The sequence below is a fragment of the Streptomyces sp. NPDC017940 genome (assembly GCF_044328435.1).
Lineage (GTDB): Bacteria > Actinomycetota > Actinomycetes > Streptomycetales > Streptomycetaceae > Streptomyces.
In genome coordinates, this window is the sequence record NZ_JBIRHJ010000007.1 from 52091 (window position 1) to 72820 (window position 20730).

Genomic DNA, 20730 nt, shown 5'->3' on the forward strand with positions numbered 1-20730 from the left:
AAGGGAGACCGCATGGGAACACCGAACAACGCCGACGCGCTCACCGGGCCGGTCGTGACCAAGGAGCTGAGCGAGTTCCTCACCGCGAACCTCGGCCAGGAACTGGCGCCGGACGACGACTACTTCACGATGGGCCTCGTGAACTCCCTGTTCGCGATGGAGCTGGTGACCTTCGTCGAGCGGCAGTACGGCATCGAGGTCCAGGTCGAGGACCTCGACCTGGACAACTTCCGCTCCCTCGGCAGGCTGCGCGACTTCGTCCTGGCCAAGACCGCGCACCGCGGCGCACCGGCGTGAGCAGCACCACGCGCCCGCCCGCCGCCGCCCCGGACACCCTGGACACGTCGGACACCTTGGACACCCTGGGCGCGGACCTCGCCGGATCCCTGCGCGAGGACGCCGCCGCCTGGGACGCACGGGGAGAGCTGCCCGCCGAGGTCAGGCTCGCGGTGGCGGGGGCCGGGCTGCTCGCGCCGGAGCTGCCGCGGGAGTACGGCGGGCTCGGCGCGTCGCCCGCTCAACTCGGGGAGCTGTGCGCCCGGTTGGGCGGGGTGTGCTCGTCGCTGCGCGGCCTGGTCACCGTACAGGGCATGGTGGCGGCGGCCCTGCTGCGCTGGGGCACCGCTGAGCAGCGGGGGCGGTGGCTGCCGGGCCTCGCGCGGGGCGAGTCGATCGCCGCCTTCGCCGCCACGGAGACGGCGGCGGGCAGCGACCTGGCGGCGGTCGGCACCGCCGTCGACGAGCACGGCGATGAGCTCACCGTGACCGGCGAGAAGCGCTGGATCACCTTCGGTGAGATCGCGGACGTGTTCCTGGTGCTCGGGGCGTCCGGCACCGCGGGCGGACGCCCGGTCGCGGTGCTCGTGGAGGGGGACCGCCCCGGTGTCGTACGGGAGCCGGTGCGCGGCCAGCTCGGCATGCGGGCGGCGCAGGTGGCGCACGTGCGGTTCGACGGGGTACGGGTGCCGCGGGCGAACGCGGTGGCCCCGGCCGGGTTCGGTCTGTCGCACGTGGTGGCCGGGGCACTCGACCACGGCAGGTTCACGGTCGCCTGGGGCTGTGTCGGCATGGCCGAGGCCTGTCTGCACGAGGCCGCCGGGCACGCCGTGCGGCGCACCCAGGGCGGCGTCGCGCTCGCCGAGCACCAGCAGGTGCGCTCGCTGCTCGCCCGCGCGGTGGTGGACAGCAGGGCCGCGCGCGAACTGTGCCTGCGGGCCGCGCGGCTGCGGGAGCGCGGCGAACCCGACGCCATCGCGGAGACCGTCGCCGCCAAGTACGCGGCGGCCGCCGCGGCGTCATCGGTGGCCGGGAGCGCGGTCCAGGTCCTCGGCGCGGCGGGCTGCGCCCCGGACAGCACGGTGGGCCGCTTCTACCGGGACGCCAAGATCATGGAGATCATCGAGGGTTCGGCGCAGGTGGCGGAGCTGCACATAGCCGACCACCTGCTGCGCGCCCACGGCCACCGCCGGGCCCCGCGGCCCGTGCCGGAGACCGGGCAGCGGCCTGGGGGAGCCCGAGGGAACGGGGAGGTACGATGACGCACCAAAAGGCGCCGCAGCAGAAGACGCCGCAGCAGAAGGCGCCGCAGCAGGAGACGACGCGGCGGGAGACGACACCGCAGAAGCCGACACGGCAGGAAGTGCCGCAGCAGAAGGTGGCGCAGGAGGCCGCGCGGCGGAAGGTGCCGCAGCAGAAGGTGAAGTGCCTGGTGTGGGACCTCGACGACACCTTGTGGGACGGCGTCGTCCTCGAAGGCGACGAGCCGGTCCCCTTCGAGGCCGCGGTGAAGGCCCTGCACACCCTGGACCGGCGCGGCATCCTGCTCGCCGTGGCCAGCCGCGGCGAGCACCACATCGCCGCGGGTCATCTGGCGGCGCGGGGGCTCGACGACCTGTTCACCGTCCTGGAGGTGGGCTGGGGCGCCAAGTCGGCGGCCGTCGAACGGATCGCCGCCGAGCTGAACATCGGGCTCGACACCGTCGCCTTCATCGACAACGACGCGGTGGAGCGGGCCGAAGTGGCCGCCGCGCTGCCCGCCGTACGGTGCTACGCCGCCGATGTGGTGGGCGAGCTGGAGGCGTACGAGGAGTTCTCGCCGGAGTTCGTCACGGACGAGTCGGCGCAGCGCCGCCGCCTGTACCGCACCGAGCGCCGCCGCAAGGACGCGGAGACCGAGCACACCGGGCCGCCCGCGGAGTTCCTCGCCTCCCTCGACCTGGTGCTCACGGTCCGCCGGGCGACCGGGGCGGACCTCGCGCGGGCGCACGAGCTGACGGTGCGCACGCACCAGCTCAACACCACGGGCCGCACCTTCGACCTGGAGGAGCTGCGGCGGCTGTGCGCGGACCCCGGGTACGAGGTGATCGTGGCGGGCCTCGAGGACCGCTTCGGCTCGTACGGCACCATCGGCCTCGCGGTCACCGCGCTCCGCGACGGGGCGACGGTGCTCGAACTGCTCCTGATGTCCTGCCGGGTGATGTCCCGGGGCGCCGGGGCCGTCCTCATCGACCACATCGTCGCCGAGTCCCTGGCCGCGGGCCGCCGCCCGGTCGCCGAGTTCGTCCCCACCGACGTCAACCGGCAGATGCTGGTGACCCTGCGGTTCAGCGGCTTCGCCGTCGTGGAGGACACCGGTGAGCGGGTGGTCCTGGCGATCGACCCGGACGACCCGCCGCCCGTCCGCAAGCACCCCGTGCGGGTGGTCACCGCGTGAAGGCCTCTCGACGAGAACAGGACAGGAATCAGCAGATGAACGAGCCGAACAGCGCACCCGCGGCAGCAGCTGCGACTGATGCGGCCGGTGCTTCCGGCGCCTTCGGTGGGGCCGGTGGGGCCAGTGTGGTCGGTGTCGTCGGCGCGGGCACGATGGGCACCGGCATAGCCCAGTGTCTCGCCGAGGCCGGACACCGGGTGATCGTGGTCGACCCCGAGGAGTCGGCACTCGCCACGGCACCGGCCCGGCTCCGCGACGGCATCCGCCTGGCCAGGATGTTCCGCAAGCAGCCCGCGGCCGTGGCGATGGACGCGGCTCTGGACGCGGTCACCTGGGCGCGGAGTCCGCGGGATCTTGCCGACGCGCGGTTCGTGCTGGAATGCGCGCCGGAGCGCATCCCGTTGAAGGAGAAGGTGTTCAGGGAGCTGGACGACGCCTGCCGGGGCGACGCCGTGTTCGCCACGGTGACCTCGGCGATCCCGGTGGGGCGGCTCGCCGCGCAGACGGGCAGGCCGCGGCAGGTGCTCGGCATGCACTTCATGAATCCGGCGCCGCTGAAGGAGGCGGTGGAGGTGATCCGGGGCCCGCGGACCGCGGACGAGACCCTGGACACCGCTCTCGCCCTGCTCGCGGGCATCGGCAAGACGGGCATCGTCGTCTCGGACGCGCCCGGCTTCGTCTCCAACCGGGTCCTGATGCTCACGATCAACGAGGCGGCGACCGTGGTGCAGCAGGGCACCGCGGACGCGGCCACCGTCGACCGGATCTTCCAGGACTGCTTCGGACACACCATGGGCCCGCTCGCCACCGGTGACCTCATCGGCCTCGACACCATCGTCGACACCCTGTACGTCCTCCTCGAGTGCACCGGGGACGAACGTTTCCAGCCCTGCGGGCAGCTGCGCGATTTGGTCGCCGCCGGCCACGCCGGCCGCAAAACCGGCCAAGGCTTCCACCGCTACGGCACCGTGTAGCGCCGGTAACGTCCCCTCCCCTAGGGGCGCGAGGAACTGCGCGCTCAGCACGCGACAAGCCGCGGACGCGTCTGCCGAGCACCCCGCAGACGCGTCTGCGGCTTTTTCGTGGCTGGCCGCGCAGTTCCCCGCGCCCCTTGCGGGGCACCCCGTGGTGGGCGGTGCGGCGCCCTTCCTGGGGGCGCGGGGAACTGCGCGCCCAGCGCGCGACGGGCCGCGGACGCGTCTGCCGAGAACCCCGCAGACGCGTCTGCGGGCATTTCGCGGCTGGCCGCGCAGTTCCCCGCGCCCCTTACGGGGCGCCTCCTCGGGCGGTGTGGCGCTCTCCCTGGGGGCGCGGGGAACTGCGCGCTCGGCGCGCGACGGGCCGCGGACGCGTCTGCCGAGAACCCCGCAGACGCGGCTGCGGGCATTTCGCGGCTGGCCGCGCAGTTCCCCGCGCCCCTCAGGGGCGGATCAGGCCGCGGCCAGGGCCTTGATGAGGGTGGCCCGCGCCCGCGCCACGCGGGAGCGCACCGTACCGACGGGGCACCCGATCGCAGCGGCCGCCTCCGCGTACGGCTGCCGAAGCAACTGCGTGAGCACGAACGCCTCCCGCCGCTCGGCCGGTATCGCGTCGAGGAGTTCGGCGAGCGCGATGCCGTCGTCGAAGCCGGGCAACCCCCGCGGCTGCGCCTGCTCGGCGGCGGTCTGCCAGTCGTCGCGGTCCGACAGCCGGGGCCGCGCGGCGGCGTGCCGCAGGCTGTCGACGACGGTGCGCCGCGCGATGGACAGCAGCCAGGTCCGCGCCGACGACCGCCCCTCGAACCGGTGCAGGCTGCCGAGCGCCCGCAGGAACGTGTCCTGCGCGAGATCGTCGGCGGCCTGCGGGTCGGCGCTGAGGTGCGCCACATAGCGAAGCACGTCGCGGTGCAGAGCGCGTACGAAGCGCTCCACGGCCTCGGGGTCGCCGTCACGGGCGGCGAGGGCGAGCCGCGTCACGGGTTCGTCGGCGGCGTCGGTACGGCGGGTGCGTACCGGGGCGCCGGACACAGCTTCAAGCGGTGTCGCGGGCGTTGCGGGCGTTGCAGGCGTCGCGGGTGACGCGGGTGACGCGGGCGGCACGGGCTTAGCGGGTGACGCGGGCATCACGGGGGCTGCGGGCATCACGGGGCCTGCGGGTGTCGCAGCCTTCGTCGTCTTCTGGGCAGGAGGTGCCGTCAGGGCAGGAGTCATCGCCTGGTGTCCTTCTGGAATCCGGAGGAGCTCGGGATCCGGCCGCGCGCGGGCGTGGCCGGTGCGGTGTCGTTCGGCCCGGCGGCGTCGAGGGCGGTCGCGCCCCACGACGGGCCGTACGGGCCGTGGCGGTCCCGGCGCGCGGGCGCACGGCAGGGCGCGGAGCGGCGGCAGGGCACGGCAGCACAGGGCGCGGGCCCTGCGGCGCCGTGCCGTGTGCGGGTGCTGGTGAGAGGAGCCGTACCGTGCCGTGCGAGCGCCGTGCGGTGCCGTGGCGGGCCGGGGAGGAACCGGCTGCCGGCCGACAGGGGTTCCCGTCAGCCGCCAGCGACCCCGAGGGGCGGACCCCTGGACGTGATGGCGTACACGAGCAGCAGACGCCGCGGATCGCGGGCGCCGAAGTCACGGCGCGGACGCGGGCGCGGCCGGTGCGGGGGCGGCGGAAGTCGCAGCGCGAGCCGCAGGGGCGCGGCGATCCAGCCGGCGACGGCACGGCCCACGCGGAACGCGGCACGTTCGCCGTACGCGAGCCACAGACCGCACAGGAGCGCGGCGAGCAGGTGCGCGGCGAGCATGCCGAAGGGGGACATGCCGCCCATGTCATGGCCCGCGTGCATGCCCGCCATGTCATGGGCGCCGAGCGCGTGCGAGCCCGCCCCGGACCCGCCACCGGAGGTACCCGGTGCGAGCGTCTCCTGCATGCCCATGGAGTGCTGGGTGTGCCCGGGCGGCGGCCCTGCCAGCCGGTCCGCGAACCCCGCGTCGGTGACGGCGCGCACCGCGTCCGCCTCCGGCACGGTCCCCGAACCCGCCGCCCCGCAGAGCAGATGACGCGCCCACTGCTGGGCGAGCGACGCACCGCCGGACGGCGTCTGGTGCAGGGCCTGGGCCAGCGAGAACCAGGTGTGCAGCGCCGCCTGGGCCACGACGGACGCGCAGGTGACGACGAGGACGCCCCGTTCGCGCCCGGCAAGGAGCCAGGCGCCCGCGAAGGTGGTGACGGCCGCGCCGGGCAGCGCCCACCAGGGCAGCGGCGTACTCGACATGAGCGCGTGGCCGGTGGCCGCGAGCAGCACGCAGGAGGCCGCGAACACCGCAGCCCGTACCGCGCGACAGCTTCGGCCCCCAGTCATGGCGGCCTCATCTTTGCATCCGACCCGCGGTGCCAGCGGCTGGGTCCGTAATGTTCCGAGGTCGACGCGGGGGTGTGGCCCGGGTCACGAAGACCACCGGGAACCAGCCGGGGCACGGATCCGACTTCTGCGACGGCCTGTTCGGCCGTACGGGACGTATGCGTGCGTACGGGGTGACGCAGGCGTACGGGACAGAGCGGGGGCGGGCGCATGGATCCGGAGCGTGCAGGGGGCGGCAGGACCGGCGCCGGAGCCGGAGCCGGGGCAGGAGCAGGAGCAGGAACCGAGGCCGGGCCTGGAGCCGAGGCCGGGCCTGGAGCCGGGCCCGGGGCGGGCGCCCGGGTGCCCACCGCCCTCCTCACCTGCGCCATGGCCTTCTCCATGCTCCAGTTGTTCCTCCTGGGGGCGCTCGGCCCCCGCCTGGTGGACGAGTTGGATATCTCACCCACCGTCCTCGGCCTGACCACGACGATCGGCTTCGGCACCGCGGCGGTCCTCTCACCGGCGGGCGGCGGCATCGTCGACCGGGTGGGCCCGCGCCGCGCCCTGGCCGCGCTGCTGTTCCTGTCGGCCGTGGCACTCGCGCTGATCGGTGCGGCTCCCGGGGCGGGCCTCCTGCTGGCGGCGGTCGCCCTGGGCGGGTTGCCGCAGGCGCTCGCCAACCCGGCGACGAACAAGGCGATCCTGGCCGCGGTGGAACCCGCGCGCCGGGGCGCGGTCACCGGTGTGAAGCAGTCCGGCGTCCAACTGGGCGCGTTCGCCGCGGGCCTGCCGCTCGCGGCCCTCGCAGCAGGGATCGGCTGGCGGGGCGCGGTGTGGACGGCGGCGGGCGCGGCGGTGGTGACCGCGGTGTGGGCGCTGCGATCGCTGCCCCCGGACCCACGGGCGGACCCGCCCGCACGGACCGGCGCCGGGCCCGCGGCCGCCGTGGTCCCGCGGGGCGCCATCGCCTGGCTGACGGTCTTCTCCCTGTTCCTGGGCTGCGGTATCGCGTCCGTGAACACGTACCTGGCGCTGTACGGGGTCCATCGTCTGGATCTGGGGCCCGGTGCGGCGGGTGCGTTGGTCGCGGTGCTCGGGGTGGCCGGGGTGGCGGGCAGGGTGGCCTGGTCGAGGGCGGCCACACCCGGACGCGCGGAGTGGCTGCCGGGCGGGCTCGCGGTGGGCGCGGTGGGTGCGGCGCTGCTGCTCGCCGGGGCTGCTGCGGCGGGGCCGCTGGTGTGGTTCGGGGCGGTGGCGGTGGGGGTGTTCGCGGTGTCGGCCAACGCGGTGTCCATGGTCCTGGTCATGCGGCGCGCCGCCCCCCGCCGCGCGGGCCGGGACTCCGCCCTGGTCTCGGCAGGCTTCTTCACCGGCTTCGCCACGGGCCCGCCCTTGTTCGGCCTGCTCGCGACGGCGGGCCACTACGGGTGGGGGTGGACCCTGGTGGCGACGGAGTTCGCTGCGGCGGGCGCGGTGGGACTGGGTTGGGCGGTACGGGAGCGGGGGCGGCTGCCGGGCGGGGGCGGTGGGGTGCGGGGCGGTTAGGGGGCGGGGGCGCGTACCGGTTGCCCGCGCCCCCAGGCGGGGCGAGCCGCAGTCGCCCCTGCGGGTTTCCCGGGGCGGAGCGTGTCGTGCCCCGTCAGGGGCGCGGGGAACGGCGCGGCCAGCCACCGACGAGCCGCGGTCGCGGTTGCGGGGTATGCGGCAGTCGCGTCTGCGGGTTTTCTGGGGCGGGGCGTGTCGTGCCCCGTTAGGGGCGCGGGGAACGGCGCGGCCAGCCACCGACGAGCCGCGGTCGCGTGTGCGGGGTATGCGGCAGTCGCGCCTGCGGGTTTTCTGGGGCGGGGCGTGTCGTGCCCCGTTAGGGGCGCGGGGAACGGCGCGGCCAGCCACCGACGAGCCGCAGTCGCGGTTGCGGGGTATTCGGCAGACGCGTCTGCGGGTTTTCTGTGGCTGAGCGCGCCGTTCCCCGCGCCCCTGACGGGGCGCCCCGCAAGGGACGTAGGGATGCGGGGACGCGGGGAACGGCGCGCCCAACAGGGCGCCGAGGACATCTACGGCGTGCGGAGTCAGTGAGGACGGAGTGAACGGAGTGGAGGGAGTGGACGACGGGTGGAGCGGGGCGGCGTTGGGGGCCGTGCTCGGGCGGGTCACCGTCGGCCTGGGCGAGGTGGGGGCACGGTTCCCACTGTCCGCCGATCCGGCCACCGGTAGGTGGACGACGACCCGTCGAGGCTCCTGGACCGGCGGCTTCTGGGCGGGACTGCTGTGGCTGCGAGCCCGGCACACCGGCTCGGCAACAGACAGGACCGCAGCCGAGGCATGCACGGCCCGGCTCACCGACTGGACCGGCGCCGACACCGCGACGCGCGGTCTGATCCTCTGGTACGGCACCGCACTCGCCCCGGACTCCGCACCCGCGAGGCGGCTCCGCGACCACGCGGCGCGCACCTGCCTCACCGCGTACGACCCGGAACTGGGCCTCGTCCCCTGGGGCGCGGCATTCGGCGGCCCCCGCGAACTGGCCCGCGCGGACGCCGTACCGGGTCTGGTCCCGCTCCTCGCGTCGGCGGGCCCGCACGGCGGCAAGGCGGCGATGTCCCATCTGTACCGGCACTTGGACCTCTGCCTCGGGACCGGGGCCGGGGCCGGGTCCGGGGCCGACGAGCCCGTGCCTGGGCAGGACGAAGCGCCAGCCCCGGCACCGCTGCGCGCGACAGCCTGGCGGCACGACCCCCGCACCGGCTGGCATCCGCTCACGGACCCGCCCCCGGGCTGGAGCCGCGGCCGGGCCTGGCTCCTGCTCGCCGTCGCGGACGCGCTGACGCTGCCAGGGGGCGCCGCCGGAACCGCCCCGACCACCGGGACCGCCTCGTCCGCCGGGGTTGCCGGGAGCGCTGAGGCTGCCGGGAACGGTGGGGCCGCCTCGACCGCCGGGGCCGACAGGACCACCGGGACCACCGAGGACCACGCACAACTACGCGCGGCAGCGAGACGCTTGGGAGCACCCCTCGACACCACCTCACCGCCCGCAGGGGCCACGCCCGAAGCAATAACGCCCGAATCAACAACACGCGCCGGGGCACCCCTCGTCCCGCCCGCCGACGAGGCACACCCCGGCGGCCCGGTGGACACCTCCGCCGCGGCCATCACCGCCGTCGCCCTGCTCAAGCTCGCGTCCCTGCCCGGCGGCGAGGACTGCGGGCGCCGGGCGGTAGCCGTCCTCCGCCGCCTGGTCACCGCGCACCTGAGCGGCAGCGACGGCAGCGGCGGCAGCGGCAACAGGCGGCCACCGTCCGGCATGTTGCTCGACGGGTGCCACGACGCCACGACCGGGACCGCCGTCCGGCACGAACTCGTCTGGGGCGACTTCTTCCTGGCCCTCGGCCTCGCCGCCCTGACGGGCCTGGTGGACCTGCGCGACGTATGACGCGCAGGTACGCGGGGGCGTGCCGGGGACGGGAGGCGCGGGGGCGTCAGACGTACCCGCGCAGCACCCGCCGAGCCACCGAGGTGATGTGCAACTCGTCGGGACCGTCGAGGATGCGGGCAGCCCGCCCCGTACGCAGCAGCGCGGGCAGCACGGTGTCGGGGCCGAGCCCGGCGGCACCGTGCACCTGGATCGCGGCGTCCACGACCTGCTGGAGGGTGCGTGCCGCCGCGACCTTGGCGAGGCCCACCTCGACGTGGGCGTCGGCTCCCGCGGCGAGCAGCGCCACCGCCTCGTGCACCAGCGGACGCGCCGTACGCAGCGCGAGCAGCGACTCGAAGACATGGGCCTGCACGAGTTGGTGGGCCGCGAGCGGGCCGCGGGACCCGGTGCGGGTCGCCGCGCGGGCGGCCATCAGGTCGAATGCCCGCTGCGCCTGCCCCAGCCAGCGCAGACACCGCAACGTCCGGCCGAGCTGGAGCCGTTCCCCGGCGACGGCGAGCGCGGCACCGCGCTCGCCCACGAGCTGATCGCCGGGCACGTGGACGTCCTCGAACGCGATCTCCCACTGCCCGCCCGCGCCGGCCGCCCCCAGGACGGGCAGTTCGCGTACGACGCGGAAACCGGGCGCCGATGTGGGGACCAGGAAGAGGGACAGGCCGCCGCGGTCCGGCGGCGCGCCGTCGGTGCGGGCGAGCACGGTCACGAGATCGGCGCGGGACGCGCCGGAGGTGAACCACTTGCGGCCGGTGAGGCGCCAGCTCCCGTCCGGGCGTGCGACGGCGCGGGTCGTGGTGAGGACGGGGTCCGTGCCGGGTACGTCGGGCTCGGTCATGGCGTAACAGGTGCGGAGGTCGCCCGTGACCAGGCGGGGCAGCCATTCCTCGCGGACGCGCGGGGTGCCGTGCCCGCGCAGCATCAGGACGTCGAGGAGGGGCGCGGAGCCGAGCGCGGCGGGCCCGTGGTCGCTGGCACCCTCCGCCTCCGCGTACGCGGCGTACTGGACCAGGCCGAGCCCCTGCCCACCCAGTTCGGCGGGCAGCGGCAACGCCCACAGCCCCGCCCGCCGGGCCCGCTCCTGCACCTCCCGAAGCACGGCATCGGCCTCAGGCCCACCCGCGTCCAGAACGCCCTCGCACGGCATGACGTGATCACGCACAAACGCAGCCACCCGCCCCCGAAGCCGCTCAACACCGAGACCGTCTCCCAGGGCCCCGCACACCCCCCTGCCGCCCCCGCCACCGCTACCGCCTCCGTCCCCGCTGGTGCCGGTGCCGCAGCCGGAGCCGCACCCGGAGGCACAGCCGCACCCCCCTCCCACGCTCCCGCACCCCAAGCCCCCCGCACCGTCCTCCCGCCCGCCCGACTTCGCCACTGCTCCCACCGCCCCCACAGCTCCCCGCGCCCCGCCCAGCGCATCCAGCGCACCCACTGCACCCACCCCACCCACCACATCCACCACTTCCACCAGTTCCTCCCTCTCGCCGGGAACCCGCGGGCCCGGGCGCCCGACTGTCTCTGCACGGAACTGGTCGGCTGCCGACGGCCCCGGGTTCCCGTTCGGAACGACCCCGGCGGGGGCTGCCCCGCGTGGGGAGAGGAGACACCACCGACATGACGTCACCAGCCCTCACCACCGCACAGGCCGCCGCCCGCCCCCTGGACGCGCTCCGCTGCGATGTCGCCGGGCCGCCGGAGCTGACGTGGCCGGCCGCCGAACACCTGCGGCTGCTCGGCGCCACGCCCCGCGAGGGTGCGGGCGCCGACGGAGCGGCGGGTCCGTACGGACTGTCCGGCGGTCACCTCACCCTCGACGGCGCCGGGTTCGGGCCGGTCACAGCGGACGTGCGCTGGGCGGATCCGGCGGGCCCGGTACGTACCGAAGCCACTGCGGCGTACGACACGACCCCCGGGCACGGGGGAGTCCAGGACGAGGCCACCGCGCAGGCGGCCACCGGCGTGATGGCCGTGCACGGCCGCCGCGACGGCACCCCGCGGGGCCTCGCCGCCGACTACACCGCCACCGCCGCGAGCGTCCTCGCCGTGCAGGGCCTACTGGCGCAACTCTTCGCCCGGGCCCGCGGCGGCGACCCCGCCACGAGCGGCACCGGAACCGCCGGGCCCGGCGTGACCGTCAGCGCCACCCGCGCCGGACTCCTCTCCGTCTCCCAGTACTTCGCCGCCACCGGCGCCGACGAGGACGAAGCCACCGAACTCGCCCCCGGCGGGCCCCCGTTCACCTCCGCCGACGGCACCCTCTTCGAGCTGGAGACCCTCGACCCCGGCGCCTGGGCCGCGTTCTGGCGGGCCCTGGGCGCCCCCGCAGAGGCGATACGCGCGGGGTGGCGCCCCTTCCAGTTCCGGTACGCGACCGCCTGCGCGCCCTTCCCCGACGCGCTGCACGCCGCCACCCGCGGCCACCGCTGGCCGCGCCTCCTGGAAGCCGCCGCGGCCTCCGGCACGGAGGTGTGCGCGCTGCGCACCCTCGCCGAGCGCGCCGCGGAGCACGACGCCGCCGCCCCCTGGTCGCTGTCCCGGCTCGGCCCCGCCGCCGTCCCCGCGGGCCGCCCCCGCTCCCACCCGGCCACGCCCGGCCACCCGCTGGCCGGCGTCACCGTCCTGGAGGCGGGCCGCCGCATCCAGGCGCCGCTCGCCGCCCATCTGTTGCGGCTCCTCGGCGCCGACGTCGTACGCGTCGAGCCCCCGGGCGGCGACCCGCTCCGGGGCATGCCGCCCGCCTGCGGCGGCGTCTCGGCCCGCTGGCTGGCCCTCAACCGGGGCAAGCGCGCCGTCGAGGCCGACATCAAGGCCCCCTCCGGGCGCCGCCGCCTTCGCGGACTGGTCGCGGAGGCGGACGTGTTCCTGCACAACTGGGCACCGGGCAAGGCCGCGCAACTCGGCCTCGACGCGGCCGACCTGTCGGCCGTCAACCCCGGCATCGTGTACGCGTACACCAGCGGCTGGGCCGGTCGCCTGGACCCCGCTCCCATCGGTACGGACTTCATGGTGCAGGCCCGCACCGGCGTCGGCGCGGCGGTGCGTCCCGCCGACGAGCCGCCCGCGCCCTCCCTGATGACCCTGCTCGACGTACTCGGCGGCCTGCTCGGCGCGGAGGCCGTCCTCGCGGGGCTGCTGCTGCGCGAGCGGAACGGGGGCCGCGGCGTACGCGTGGACTCCTCCCTGCTCGGCGCCGCCGACGCGCTCACCGCGCCCGCCCTGCGCCGCGCGGCCCGCGGCGGCGGGCCCCGGCGCCCCGCGGGGTTCCGCCGCCCGCTGCGCACGGCGGACGGCTGGGTGGCACCGGCGGACCGGTGCGCGGCCGCCGCGGCGGCGTACGACCTGACCGGTCTGCCCACGGCGGACGCGCTGCGCCTGCTCGGCACGCACGGTCTGACGGCGACGGCCGTCACCACGGATCTCGCGTCCCTGCACGGCGACGCGCGCTTCGCGGGAACCATCGGCCGCGACGCACTCGGCGCACCGAAGGTCCCGACCCCCTGGACCTTCACCTGACACCGCCACCACCCGCACACGGGCCGCCTGGCACCGTCCGGCAACCGGCAACCGGCGTCCACCTGCCACCGACCACCACCGGAACACCGGCCACCCGGCACCGCCCCCCCGGGGGTACCGACTACCGGCACCGGTCACCTGCCGCCGACCACTAACGGAACCTCGGCCACCCGGCATCGACCACCGCCCACCCAACCTCGATCACCCAACACACCCGCGAACCCGCCTCCACCCCGCACCGCCCAGCCGAGGGCGCGCCCCGGACGGCGCCCACCTCCCGGCGCCCCCCTCGCCCCCGGCAACGGCGCCGTCACCAGTGTCCGAATCCCGCAGCACCCCAGCCCAGCCCACCTCAGTCCACCCCACCCCACCGCCAGGAGCCCCGCATGGCCCAGCCCCTCCCCGACCTGCTTCCCGCCGCCCTGCGTCGTTCGTGGGCGCTCGACGGCACCTGTCCCGACCTCGACCTGTACAGCCTGTTCCGGGCGCGGCAGATCAGCGACCTGCATCGCACCGCGGTCGTCGACGGCAAGGGAAAGCTCTGCTACACGGCGCTCGACCGCAAGGTGCGATGTCTGGCCGTCGGGCTCAGAGAGCTCGGCGTCGGGGCCGAAGACGTGGTCGGCGTGCAGCTGCCCAACGGCCGCAACGCCGTGATCGCCGATCTGGCGGTCGCCGCGGTCGGCGCGGTCGCGCTGCCGTTCCCGGTGGGCCGGGGGGCGGCGGAGGCCGCGAGCCTGCTGCGCCGGGCCGGAGCGGTGGCGGTCGTCGCCGCCACGGAGCACCGCGGTGCCCGGCCCGCGGCGGAGCTGATGGCCTCGGTGGCCGGGCCCGCCCCGTCGGCGGCCCCGGCCCTCCGCCACGTCATAGCGGCGGGCCCGGGCCCGGCCCCCGAAGGGGCCGTCCCCTTCGCCGAGTTGCTGCGGCGCAGCGACCCGACGGCGTTCGTGGCCGCACGGCCGGACCCGGACGGCGCGGCCCGCATCCTCGTCTCCTCGGGGTCCGAGGCGGAGCCGAAGATGGTCGCGTACTCGCACAACGCCCTGGCCGGCGGCCGCGGCAACTTCCTCGCCTCGCTGATGCCGGACCCGGCCACCCCGCCGCGCTGCCTCTTCCTCGTGCCGCTGGCCTCCGCCTTCGGATCCAACGGCACGGCCGTAGCCCTCGCCCGGCACGGCGGCACCCTCGTACTGCTCGACCACTTCACCCCGCGGGCGGCGGTCGACGCCCTCCGGGAGCACGAGCCCACCCACGTCCTCGGCGTACCGACGATGGCCCGCATGGTCCTGGACCTCCTGGAACAGGAGCGGCGGGAGGGACACCCGCAGGCCGGGAAGCTGCCCGCCCCGACGGCCCTGGTCCTCGGCGGCGCCCCCCTCGACGCCGCCACGGCCGCCGAGGCGCACCGCGCGTTCGGCTGCGCCGTGGTGAACCTGTACGGCTCCGCGGACGGCGTCAACTGCCATACGGGACTGGGAGAACCCGACCCCCTTGCCGTCGGGCCGGGTGACGGGCCGGGCGGCGGCTCCGCGGGGCAGGGCATCGTCGCGGGCCGCCCGGACCCCCGCGTCGCCGACATCCGGGTGGCCGACCCCACCACCCACGAGCCCCTGCCCGCGGGCACGGTCGGCGAGATCGTCGCGCGCGGCCCCATGACCCCGCTCTGCTACGTGGGCGCCCCCGAACTGGACGCCCGCTACCGCACCCCCGACGGCTGGGTGCGCACCGGCGACCTCGGTCTCCTGGACGAGCACGGCGTGCTGCACGTCGTGGGACGGCACAAGGACGTGGTGATACGGGGCGGCGCGAACATCAGCCCGGCGGAGGTCGAACGCGAGCTGAGCGCGCACCCGTCGGTACGGGACGTGGTGTGCGTGGGCGTACCCGACCCGCTGATGGGGGAGCGCCTCGCTGCCTGCGTGGTGCCGTCCGCCCACGCCGCGGGCACGGGGGCACCCACCCTCGACGACCTGGGCCGCCACCTCACCGTCCGCGGCCTCGAACGCGCCAAGCACCCCGAACGGCTCCTGCTCGTCCCCGAACTGCCCCTGACCCCCGCGGGCAAACCGGACCGCACGGCCCTGCGCGAACGCGCCGCCCGCGCCTGAGCCCTGGCCGCCGTACGCCCCCCGAGGAGCGTACGGCGGCCACCACCGGGCGCAGCCGATGCCGGACCAGGCCCGGGCCGGGCCGACTTGCGGGTGCTCAGGCGCTCTTCATCGCCTTCTTCAGCTGCTCCGCCGCCCCCCGGTACACCGGCAGCAGATCCATGTCCTCGCCGGGATAGTTGACGATCCCCACCTGCTCGGCGCCGGAGTCCGGCAGGACCTTGCCGGTGGACATGTGCGCGTTGTCCAGGACGAGCGCGGGCTTCTTCGCGGACAGGGCGGCGAGCTGGGACGCGGTCACGGCCTCGGGGCCGTACGTGCCGACGGTCCGCGCGCCCGCCATGCGTGCCGACCACGTGGTGAACACCTGGCTGACGACGGCCGGGCTCTTCCCGCCGGGCCAGGACGCCTTGAGGTCCGCGGACAGCCGCGCGTACTCGCGGTCGAAGGTCCTGCGCCAGCTCGCCGCCGCGCCCTCGGTGCCGAACAGCTCGCCGAGGCGGGCCACTTCGCGCCGCACCTTGGCGGCGTCGTTGTCCAGGTCCACCTGCACCAGGTCGGCCTTCGAGCCCGCCGCGTCCTTGATCTTCCCCGCGTACGGCTCGAACGGCGCGTACAGCACGAAGTCCGCCTCGGAGACCGCCGCGAGGTCGGACGGCTTCGGGTCGTAGTCCGGCGCGTGCTGCGTGGAGGCCGGGACCAGGACCGTGACGTCCTTCGCGCCCGCCGCCTTCGCGAACGCGCCCTCCCACGTGGTGGTGGCGACGACGACAGGCCCGTCCTTCTTGCCGCCGGAGCCACCGGAGCCACCGGATCCGCCGGATCCGCCACCGGAGTCGTCGGAGCAGCCCGCGGCCGTCAGCGCGAGCGCGGCGCTCAGCGCGATCAGCGGGACGCGGGCGGAGACGCGGGAGGAGACGCGGGAGGTGGGGCGGAGGGGAGGGGTGGGGACGCCGGTGCGCGCCATGAGGTGATGCTCCGTTCGGGAATGAGATGGACGGCGAGGACGACGGCCCCCGCGGTCAGGACGAGGACGGGGCCGGGCGGCCAGTCCAGCCAGAGGGCGACGAGGAAACCCGTGACGTTCACGGTGACGCCGATGGCCACGGCCCACAGCGCGATGGTGGTGAGCCGGTTGCCGAGGCGGCGCGCGGCGAGCGCGGGCAGCAGGGTGAGCGCGTCCACGAGCAGCGCCCCGGTCAGCTTGATCGCACCTGCCACGGCCACGGCGACGAGGACGAGCAGGACGAGGGTGAGCACGCCGACGGGGACGCCGGAGCACTGGGCCAGTTCGCGGTCGTGCAGGAGCAGCGCCAGGTCGCGGCGGCGCCACCAGAACAGCGCCGGGACGACCACGGCGAGCACCCCGACCACCACGAGGTCGGCGCTGCCCACGGACAGGATCGACCCCCACAGCAGCGCGAACGCACCGGAGGCGTTCACCCCGGACACGGACAGGACGAGCAGGGCCGCCGCGATGGCCATGCTCATCAGGAGCCCCATCGCGCCCGAGAGACCGGCGGGGGACCGGGCGAGCGGGGCCACGCCGGCTCCGGCGAGCGCGCAGGCCACCAGGGCGCACAGCATCGGGTCCAGGCCGGTGAGCAGCCCGACGGCGATGCCGAGCAGCGCGACGTGCATCATCGCGAACCGCACCGGCATGATGTCGAGCCCCACGATCACGACCCCGACGATCGGGAGCCCCACGGCGGCGAGCAGCAGCGCCCACCCGGCCCGCTGCACCGGCACGAGGTGCAGCAGCGCGCCGACATCGGCGGTGGCGAGGGTCATCGGGGGTCCTCCGGAGGGGGAGTCACGGCGTCGGGTCCGGGCGCGGAAGGGTCCGGGTACGTCACGGCGTCACCTCCCGCAGCCGCCCCGCCGCCATGTCCACGACCCGGTCGCAGCGGGCGGCGAGGGCACGGTCGTGGGTGACGACGACGAGCGTGACCGGCAGTGCCGTGAGGGCCGCCGCGGCCTCCTCCTGGCCCGCGAAGTCGAGGGCGGCGGTGGGCTCGTCGGCGAGCAGTACGCCCGCCCCCGCGGCCACGCACCCGATGGCGCGGGCCAGGTACACACGTTGCAACTGGCCGCCGGACAGCGTGTCGAGGGGCTGGCGCCGCAGCTCGCCCACGCCGAGGTCGCGGGCCGCGGCGGCCGCCTGCTCGGGCGCGCCCGCGGAGTCGAGGAGTTCGCCCGCGAGCAGCGGGAACCGCCCGGCCGCCGGCTTCTGCGGCACCCAGGCGCAGGCCCGGCGGCGCCACGCCCGGTCCGCCGCCGACGCCGTACCGCGGCCGCCGACCAGGACGGTGCCCCGGTGCGGCCGGTGCAGTCCGAGGACGGCCCGCAGCAGGGTCGACTTGCCGGAGCCGTTCGTCCCGGTGAGGGCGAGTCGCTCCCCGGCGGCGATGTCGAGGTCCACGCCGTCGACGGCGACCAGGCGCCCGTGCCCGCAGGTCACGCCCCGCATACGTACGTCGAGCCCACCCATCCGCTTCCCCGCACCTCTTCCGGGGCCGCCCGTCCGGCGGCTCCCCGCGCGCCAGTAGTCGCACGGGGGGCGCGGGGAGTTCCCGTACCCCTGCGGCGGATCCGCGGCGGCTCAGCTGCCGGGCCTGACCACCACCGCCCGCACCCGTACGTCCCCGGCGTGCCGGAAGCGCAGCACGAAGGGCACCTCGTCGCCGACCCGCAGGGGCCGCCGGGGGCGCAGCATCACGTCCAGGCCCTCGGGGGCCATCCGCAGCACGGACCGCGCGGGCACCGCCGCGGAGTCGACCATCCGCATCGACTCCACGTTCCCCGCCCGCTCCACGGTCCGGCTCAGCATCACGTCGTCGGCCACGGGCGAGCCCACGGACAGCAGGGTGTCGCCGGACTCCCCGCTGTTGGTGATCCGGAAGAAGGCCGCCGTCTCCGCCTTGCCGCCGTACGGCAGGAACACCCGACCGTCACCGACCGCGACCCGCGCGGGCCCGCCCGCGGCCCCGGCGGCGACCCAGGCGGAGAGACCGGCGAGCGCCACGGCACAGGCGAACACGGGCGCGACCACGCCGGGCAGAGCGCGCCGAGCCCACGCGAACACAGCGCCGGTACCAGCACCGAGTCCGACATCAGTGCCGCGGACTCCGGGAGCAGCGCTGGTTCCGGAGAGGACTTCGGCCCCGGGGTTGGCCCCGACCCCGGCCTCGGCCCCGACCCCGGGACCGACCCCGGGACCGACCCCGACATCACCCCCGGCCCCGCGACGCACACCGCCCACACCCACCACCCCCACCGGCTCCACCCCGCTCACCGCCCCCCACCCCCGGCGCCCGCCCGTCCGCGTCCCGTCGCAACCCGTGCCGGTTCCCACGTACGCAGCCGCAGGCTGTTCCCGACCACGAGCAGGGAGCTGAACGACATCGCCACGGCCGCCGTCATCGGCCCGATGCGGCCGACCGCGGCGAGTGGTACGGCGAGCGCGTTGTAGCCGAACGCCCAGACCAGGTTGGTGCGGATGGTGGCCATGGTGCGGCGGGCGAGCCGGACCGCTACGGCGGCGGTGGTGATGTCACCGGCGGTGAGCGTCACATCGGCCGCGCCGATCGCGGCGTCGCTGCCGCGGCCCATGGCGATGCCCAGATCGGCGCGGGCGAGCGCCGCCGCGTCGTTCACGCCGTCGCCGAGCACCGCGACCCGGCGGCCCCCGGCCCGCAGCCGCCCGACCAGGTCGGCCTTGTCCCGCGGTGTGCAGCGCGCGTGCACCTCGTCGATGCCAAGATCGGCGGCCACGGCGTGCGCGACCGCGGGGCGGTCCCCGGTGGCGAGCACCGGGCGCACGCCGAGGCGCCGCAGCCGGTCCACGGCGCGGTAGCTCCCGGGCCGCAGCACGTCGCCCACGGCGAGGACGGCCTCGACGACGCCGTCCACCCGTACGAGGACCACGGTCCGCGCCGCCGACTCGGCCTCGGCGAGGGCGCGGCCGAGCGCCTCGGGCAGCGCGCCACCCGGGTCGGCGCCCGGCGTGCACACCTCCACCTCGCGCCCCTCGACCACCCCGCGCACACCCTGCCCGGGCGTCGCGCGGAAGTCGGTGACCCGCGGCAACTCCCCCTCCGACAGCTCCTGTCGGGCGTACGCGAGCACGGCGCGCCCCAGCGGGTGCTCGGAGCCGCCCTCGACGGCCCCGGCGAGCCGCAGCACCCCGTCGCGGCCGAGGCCGCCCGGTGCGGCGGTGACGTCGGTGACGGTCATACGGCCCGTCGTCAGCGTGCCGGTCTTGTCGAGCACGACGGTGTCGACGGCGCGCAGCGTCTCCAGGGCGCGCGGCCCGCCGATCAGCACACCGAGCCGGGCGCCGCGCCCGGTGGCGGCGAGCAGCGCGGTGGGCGTCGCGAGGCCGAGCGCGCAGGGGCAGGCGACGACGAGGACCGCCACGGCCGCGGTGACCGCGGCCTCGGGTGCGGCGCCCGCGCCGAGCCAGAACCCGAGGACGGTCACGGCCAGCGTCAGGACCACGGGGACGAAGACGCCCGCCGCGGCGTCCGCGAGCCGCTGGGCGCGCGCCTTGCCCGCCTGGGCGTCCGTCACCATGCGCGTGATGCGGGCGAGTCGCGTGCCGGCGCCCACCGCCGTCGCGCGGACCGTGAGGAGCCCGCCCGCGTTCACGGCGGCACCGACGACCTCCGCACCGGGCCCCGCCGCCACCGGCTCACTCTCACCGGTGACGAGCGACAGGTCGAGCGCGGACGTCCCCGACACCACCACGCCGTCGGTGGCCACCCGCTCCCCGGGCCGCACCACGAACTCCTGCCCCACCCGCAGCCGCCCGGCCGGGATCCGCCGCTCCGTGCCGTCCGCGTCCCGCACCGCGACGTCCTTGACGGCGAGCGAGGCGAGGGAGCGCAGCGCCGCGCCCGTGCCGTGCCGCGCCCGTGACTCCAGGAAGCGTCCCGCGAGCACGGAGAGGGGCACCCCGACCGCCGCCTCCAGGTACACGTGGTGGGCGCCACCGCCCGCGGCGGGCAGTAATTCGAACGGCATCCGCATCCCCGGCTCGCCCGCACCGCCGAGGAACAGGGCGTACACCGACCACGAGAAGGAGGCGGCGACACCGAGCGACACCAGCGTGTCCATGGTCGCGGCGGCGTGCCGCAGGCCGCGCAGCGCCCGCCGGTGGAACGGCCACGCGCTCCACACCGCCACCGGCGCCGTGAGCACGAAGCACAGCCACTGCCAGTTGCGGAACTGCCAGGCGGGCACCATGGACAGGACGAGCACGGGCAGCGAGAGCGCGGCGGTGACAAGGAGCCGGTGCCGCTCGGCACGCCGCTCCCTCGCGGCACGCGAGTCCTGTGCGCCTTCGGTGCCACCTACGGCGTACGTGGGCGACGCGTCGACCGGCGTCACTCGTTCCGGTTCCAGGGTCGGCGGCGGCAGTTCGGTCTCCACGGCCGGCGGCGACAGTTCGGCCTCCATGGCCGGCGGCGACAGTTCTGCGGTGTACCCGGCCCGTACGACGGCGTCGACGAGCGCGTCCGGTGCGGTGCCCGGGGGGTGGCGCACGCGGGCCCGCCCGGTGGCGAGGTTCACGGTGGCGCTGACCCCGGGGAGCCTGCCCAGCTTCTTCTCGACCCGGTTCACACAGGCCGCGCAGGTCATGCCGCCGACGAGCAGGTCG

General features: G+C 76.1%; 16 protein-coding genes. 8 read left to right on the forward strand and 8 right to left on the reverse strand.

Going from position 1 to position 20730, the window contains the following annotated elements; all coding sequences use genetic code 11:
• The first annotated feature begins 12 nt into the window (after nt 1-12).
• From ACH4DX_RS23925 to ACH4DX_RS23940, 4 genes are read left to right on the forward strand one after another with little or no spacing between them, the layout of a single operon-like run.
• Entirely contained in the window at nt 13-297 is a 285-nt protein-coding gene (locus tag ACH4DX_RS23925) for an acyl carrier protein (protein WP_398156620.1), read from the forward strand.
• Nucleotides 294-1538, forward strand: a complete 1245-nt coding sequence (locus ACH4DX_RS23930; RefSeq protein ID WP_398156621.1) for an acyl-CoA dehydrogenase family protein — start codon at nt 294-296, stop codon at nt 1536-1538. Before ACH4DX_RS23925 ends, ACH4DX_RS23930 begins: the two co-directional genes overlap by 4 nt.
• A complete protein-coding gene (locus ACH4DX_RS23935) occupies nt 1535-2713 on the forward strand; it encodes an HAD-IIIC family phosphatase (RefSeq protein ID WP_398156622.1) in 1179 nt (392 codons plus the stop codon). Before ACH4DX_RS23930 ends, ACH4DX_RS23935 begins: the two co-directional genes overlap by 4 nt.
• Nucleotides 2714-2748: 35 nt before the next feature.
• Nucleotides 2749-3687 carry a 3-hydroxyacyl-CoA dehydrogenase family protein gene (locus ACH4DX_RS23940; RefSeq protein WP_398156623.1) on the forward strand — a complete coding sequence of 313 codons (939 nt, stop codon included), beginning with the start codon at nt 2749-2751 and terminating at the stop codon, nt 3685-3687.
• A gap of 456 nt (nt 3688-4143) precedes the next feature.
• Here ACH4DX_RS23940 and ACH4DX_RS23945 read toward each other — a convergent pair whose 3' ends face one another.
• Together ACH4DX_RS23945 and ACH4DX_RS23950 are read right to left on the reverse strand one after the other, a co-directional pair.
• A complete protein-coding gene (locus ACH4DX_RS23945) occupies nt 4144-4815 on the reverse strand; it encodes a sigma-70 family RNA polymerase sigma factor (protein ID WP_398156980.1) in 672 nt (223 codons plus the stop codon).
• A gap of 404 nt (nt 4816-5219) precedes the next feature.
• Nucleotides 5220-6035: a hypothetical protein gene (locus tag ACH4DX_RS23950; RefSeq protein ID WP_398156624.1), complete on the reverse strand. Its 816-nt coding sequence runs from the start codon at nt 6033-6035 to the stop codon at nt 5220-5222.
• Nucleotides 6036-6404: 369 nt separating this feature from the next.
• Here ACH4DX_RS23950 and ACH4DX_RS23955 point away from each other — a divergent pair, with 369 nt between their 5' ends.
• Nucleotides 6405-7562 carry an MFS transporter gene (locus ACH4DX_RS23955; RefSeq protein ID WP_398156981.1) on the forward strand — a complete coding sequence of 386 codons (1158 nt, stop codon included), beginning with the start codon at nt 6405-6407 and terminating at the stop codon, nt 7560-7562.
• Nucleotides 7563-8100: 538 nt separating this feature from the next.
• A complete protein-coding gene (locus ACH4DX_RS23960; protein WP_398156625.1) occupies nt 8101-9447 on the forward strand; it encodes a sugar ABC transporter permease in 1347 nt (448 codons plus the stop codon).
• Nucleotides 9448-9493: 46 nt separating this feature from the next.
• Here ACH4DX_RS23960 and ACH4DX_RS23965 read toward each other — a convergent pair whose 3' ends face one another.
• The gene (locus ACH4DX_RS23965) at nt 9494-10606 is read right to left on the reverse strand and encodes an acyl-CoA dehydrogenase family protein (RefSeq protein ID WP_398156626.1); all 1113 of its coding nucleotides are present in this window, start codon (nt 10604-10606) and stop codon (nt 9494-9496) included.
• 455 nt (nt 10607-11061) lie between these two features.
• Here ACH4DX_RS23965 and ACH4DX_RS23970 point away from each other — a divergent pair, with 455 nt between their 5' ends.
• The gene (locus tag ACH4DX_RS23970; RefSeq protein WP_398156627.1) at nt 11062-12960 is read left to right on the forward strand and encodes a CoA transferase; all 1899 of its coding nucleotides are present in this window, start codon (nt 11062-11064) and stop codon (nt 12958-12960) included.
• Nucleotides 12961-13346: 386 nt separating this feature from the next.
• On the forward strand, nt 13347-15068 hold the full coding sequence (locus ACH4DX_RS23975) for a class I adenylate-forming enzyme family protein (protein WP_398156628.1): 1722 nt from the start codon (nt 13347-13349) through the stop codon (nt 15066-15068).
• 97 nt (nt 15069-15165) lie between these two features.
• Here the strand turns inward: ACH4DX_RS23975 and ACH4DX_RS23980 are convergent, their stop codons facing one another.
• From ACH4DX_RS23980 to ACH4DX_RS24000, 5 genes are all read right to left on the reverse strand, one after another.
• Entirely contained in the window at nt 15166-16035 is an 870-nt protein-coding gene (locus ACH4DX_RS23980) for a metal ABC transporter solute-binding protein, Zn/Mn family (protein WP_398156629.1), read from the reverse strand.
• Nucleotides 15954-16859, reverse strand: a complete 906-nt coding sequence (locus ACH4DX_RS23985) for a metal ABC transporter permease (RefSeq protein WP_398156630.1) — start codon at nt 16857-16859, stop codon at nt 15954-15956. Before ACH4DX_RS23985 ends, ACH4DX_RS23980 begins: the two co-directional genes overlap by 82 nt.
• Nucleotides 16860-16920: 61 nt before the next feature.
• On the reverse strand, nt 16921-17559 hold the full coding sequence (locus tag ACH4DX_RS23990) for an ATP-binding cassette domain-containing protein (RefSeq protein WP_398156631.1): 639 nt from the start codon (nt 17557-17559) through the stop codon (nt 16921-16923).
• A 111-nt stretch (nt 17560-17670) separates the two neighbouring features.
• Nucleotides 17671-18120, reverse strand: coding sequence for a copper chaperone PCu(A)C (locus tag ACH4DX_RS23995; RefSeq protein ID WP_398156632.1), 450 nt, complete (start codon nt 18118-18120; stop codon nt 17671-17673).
• Between the two features lie 239 nt (nt 18121-18359).
• Nucleotides 18360-20711 (reverse strand): heavy metal translocating P-type ATPase, encoded by a 2352-nt coding sequence (locus ACH4DX_RS24000; RefSeq protein ID WP_398156982.1) that lies wholly within the window; start codon nt 20709-20711, stop codon nt 18360-18362.
• Nucleotides 20712-20730 lie beyond the last annotated feature (19 nt).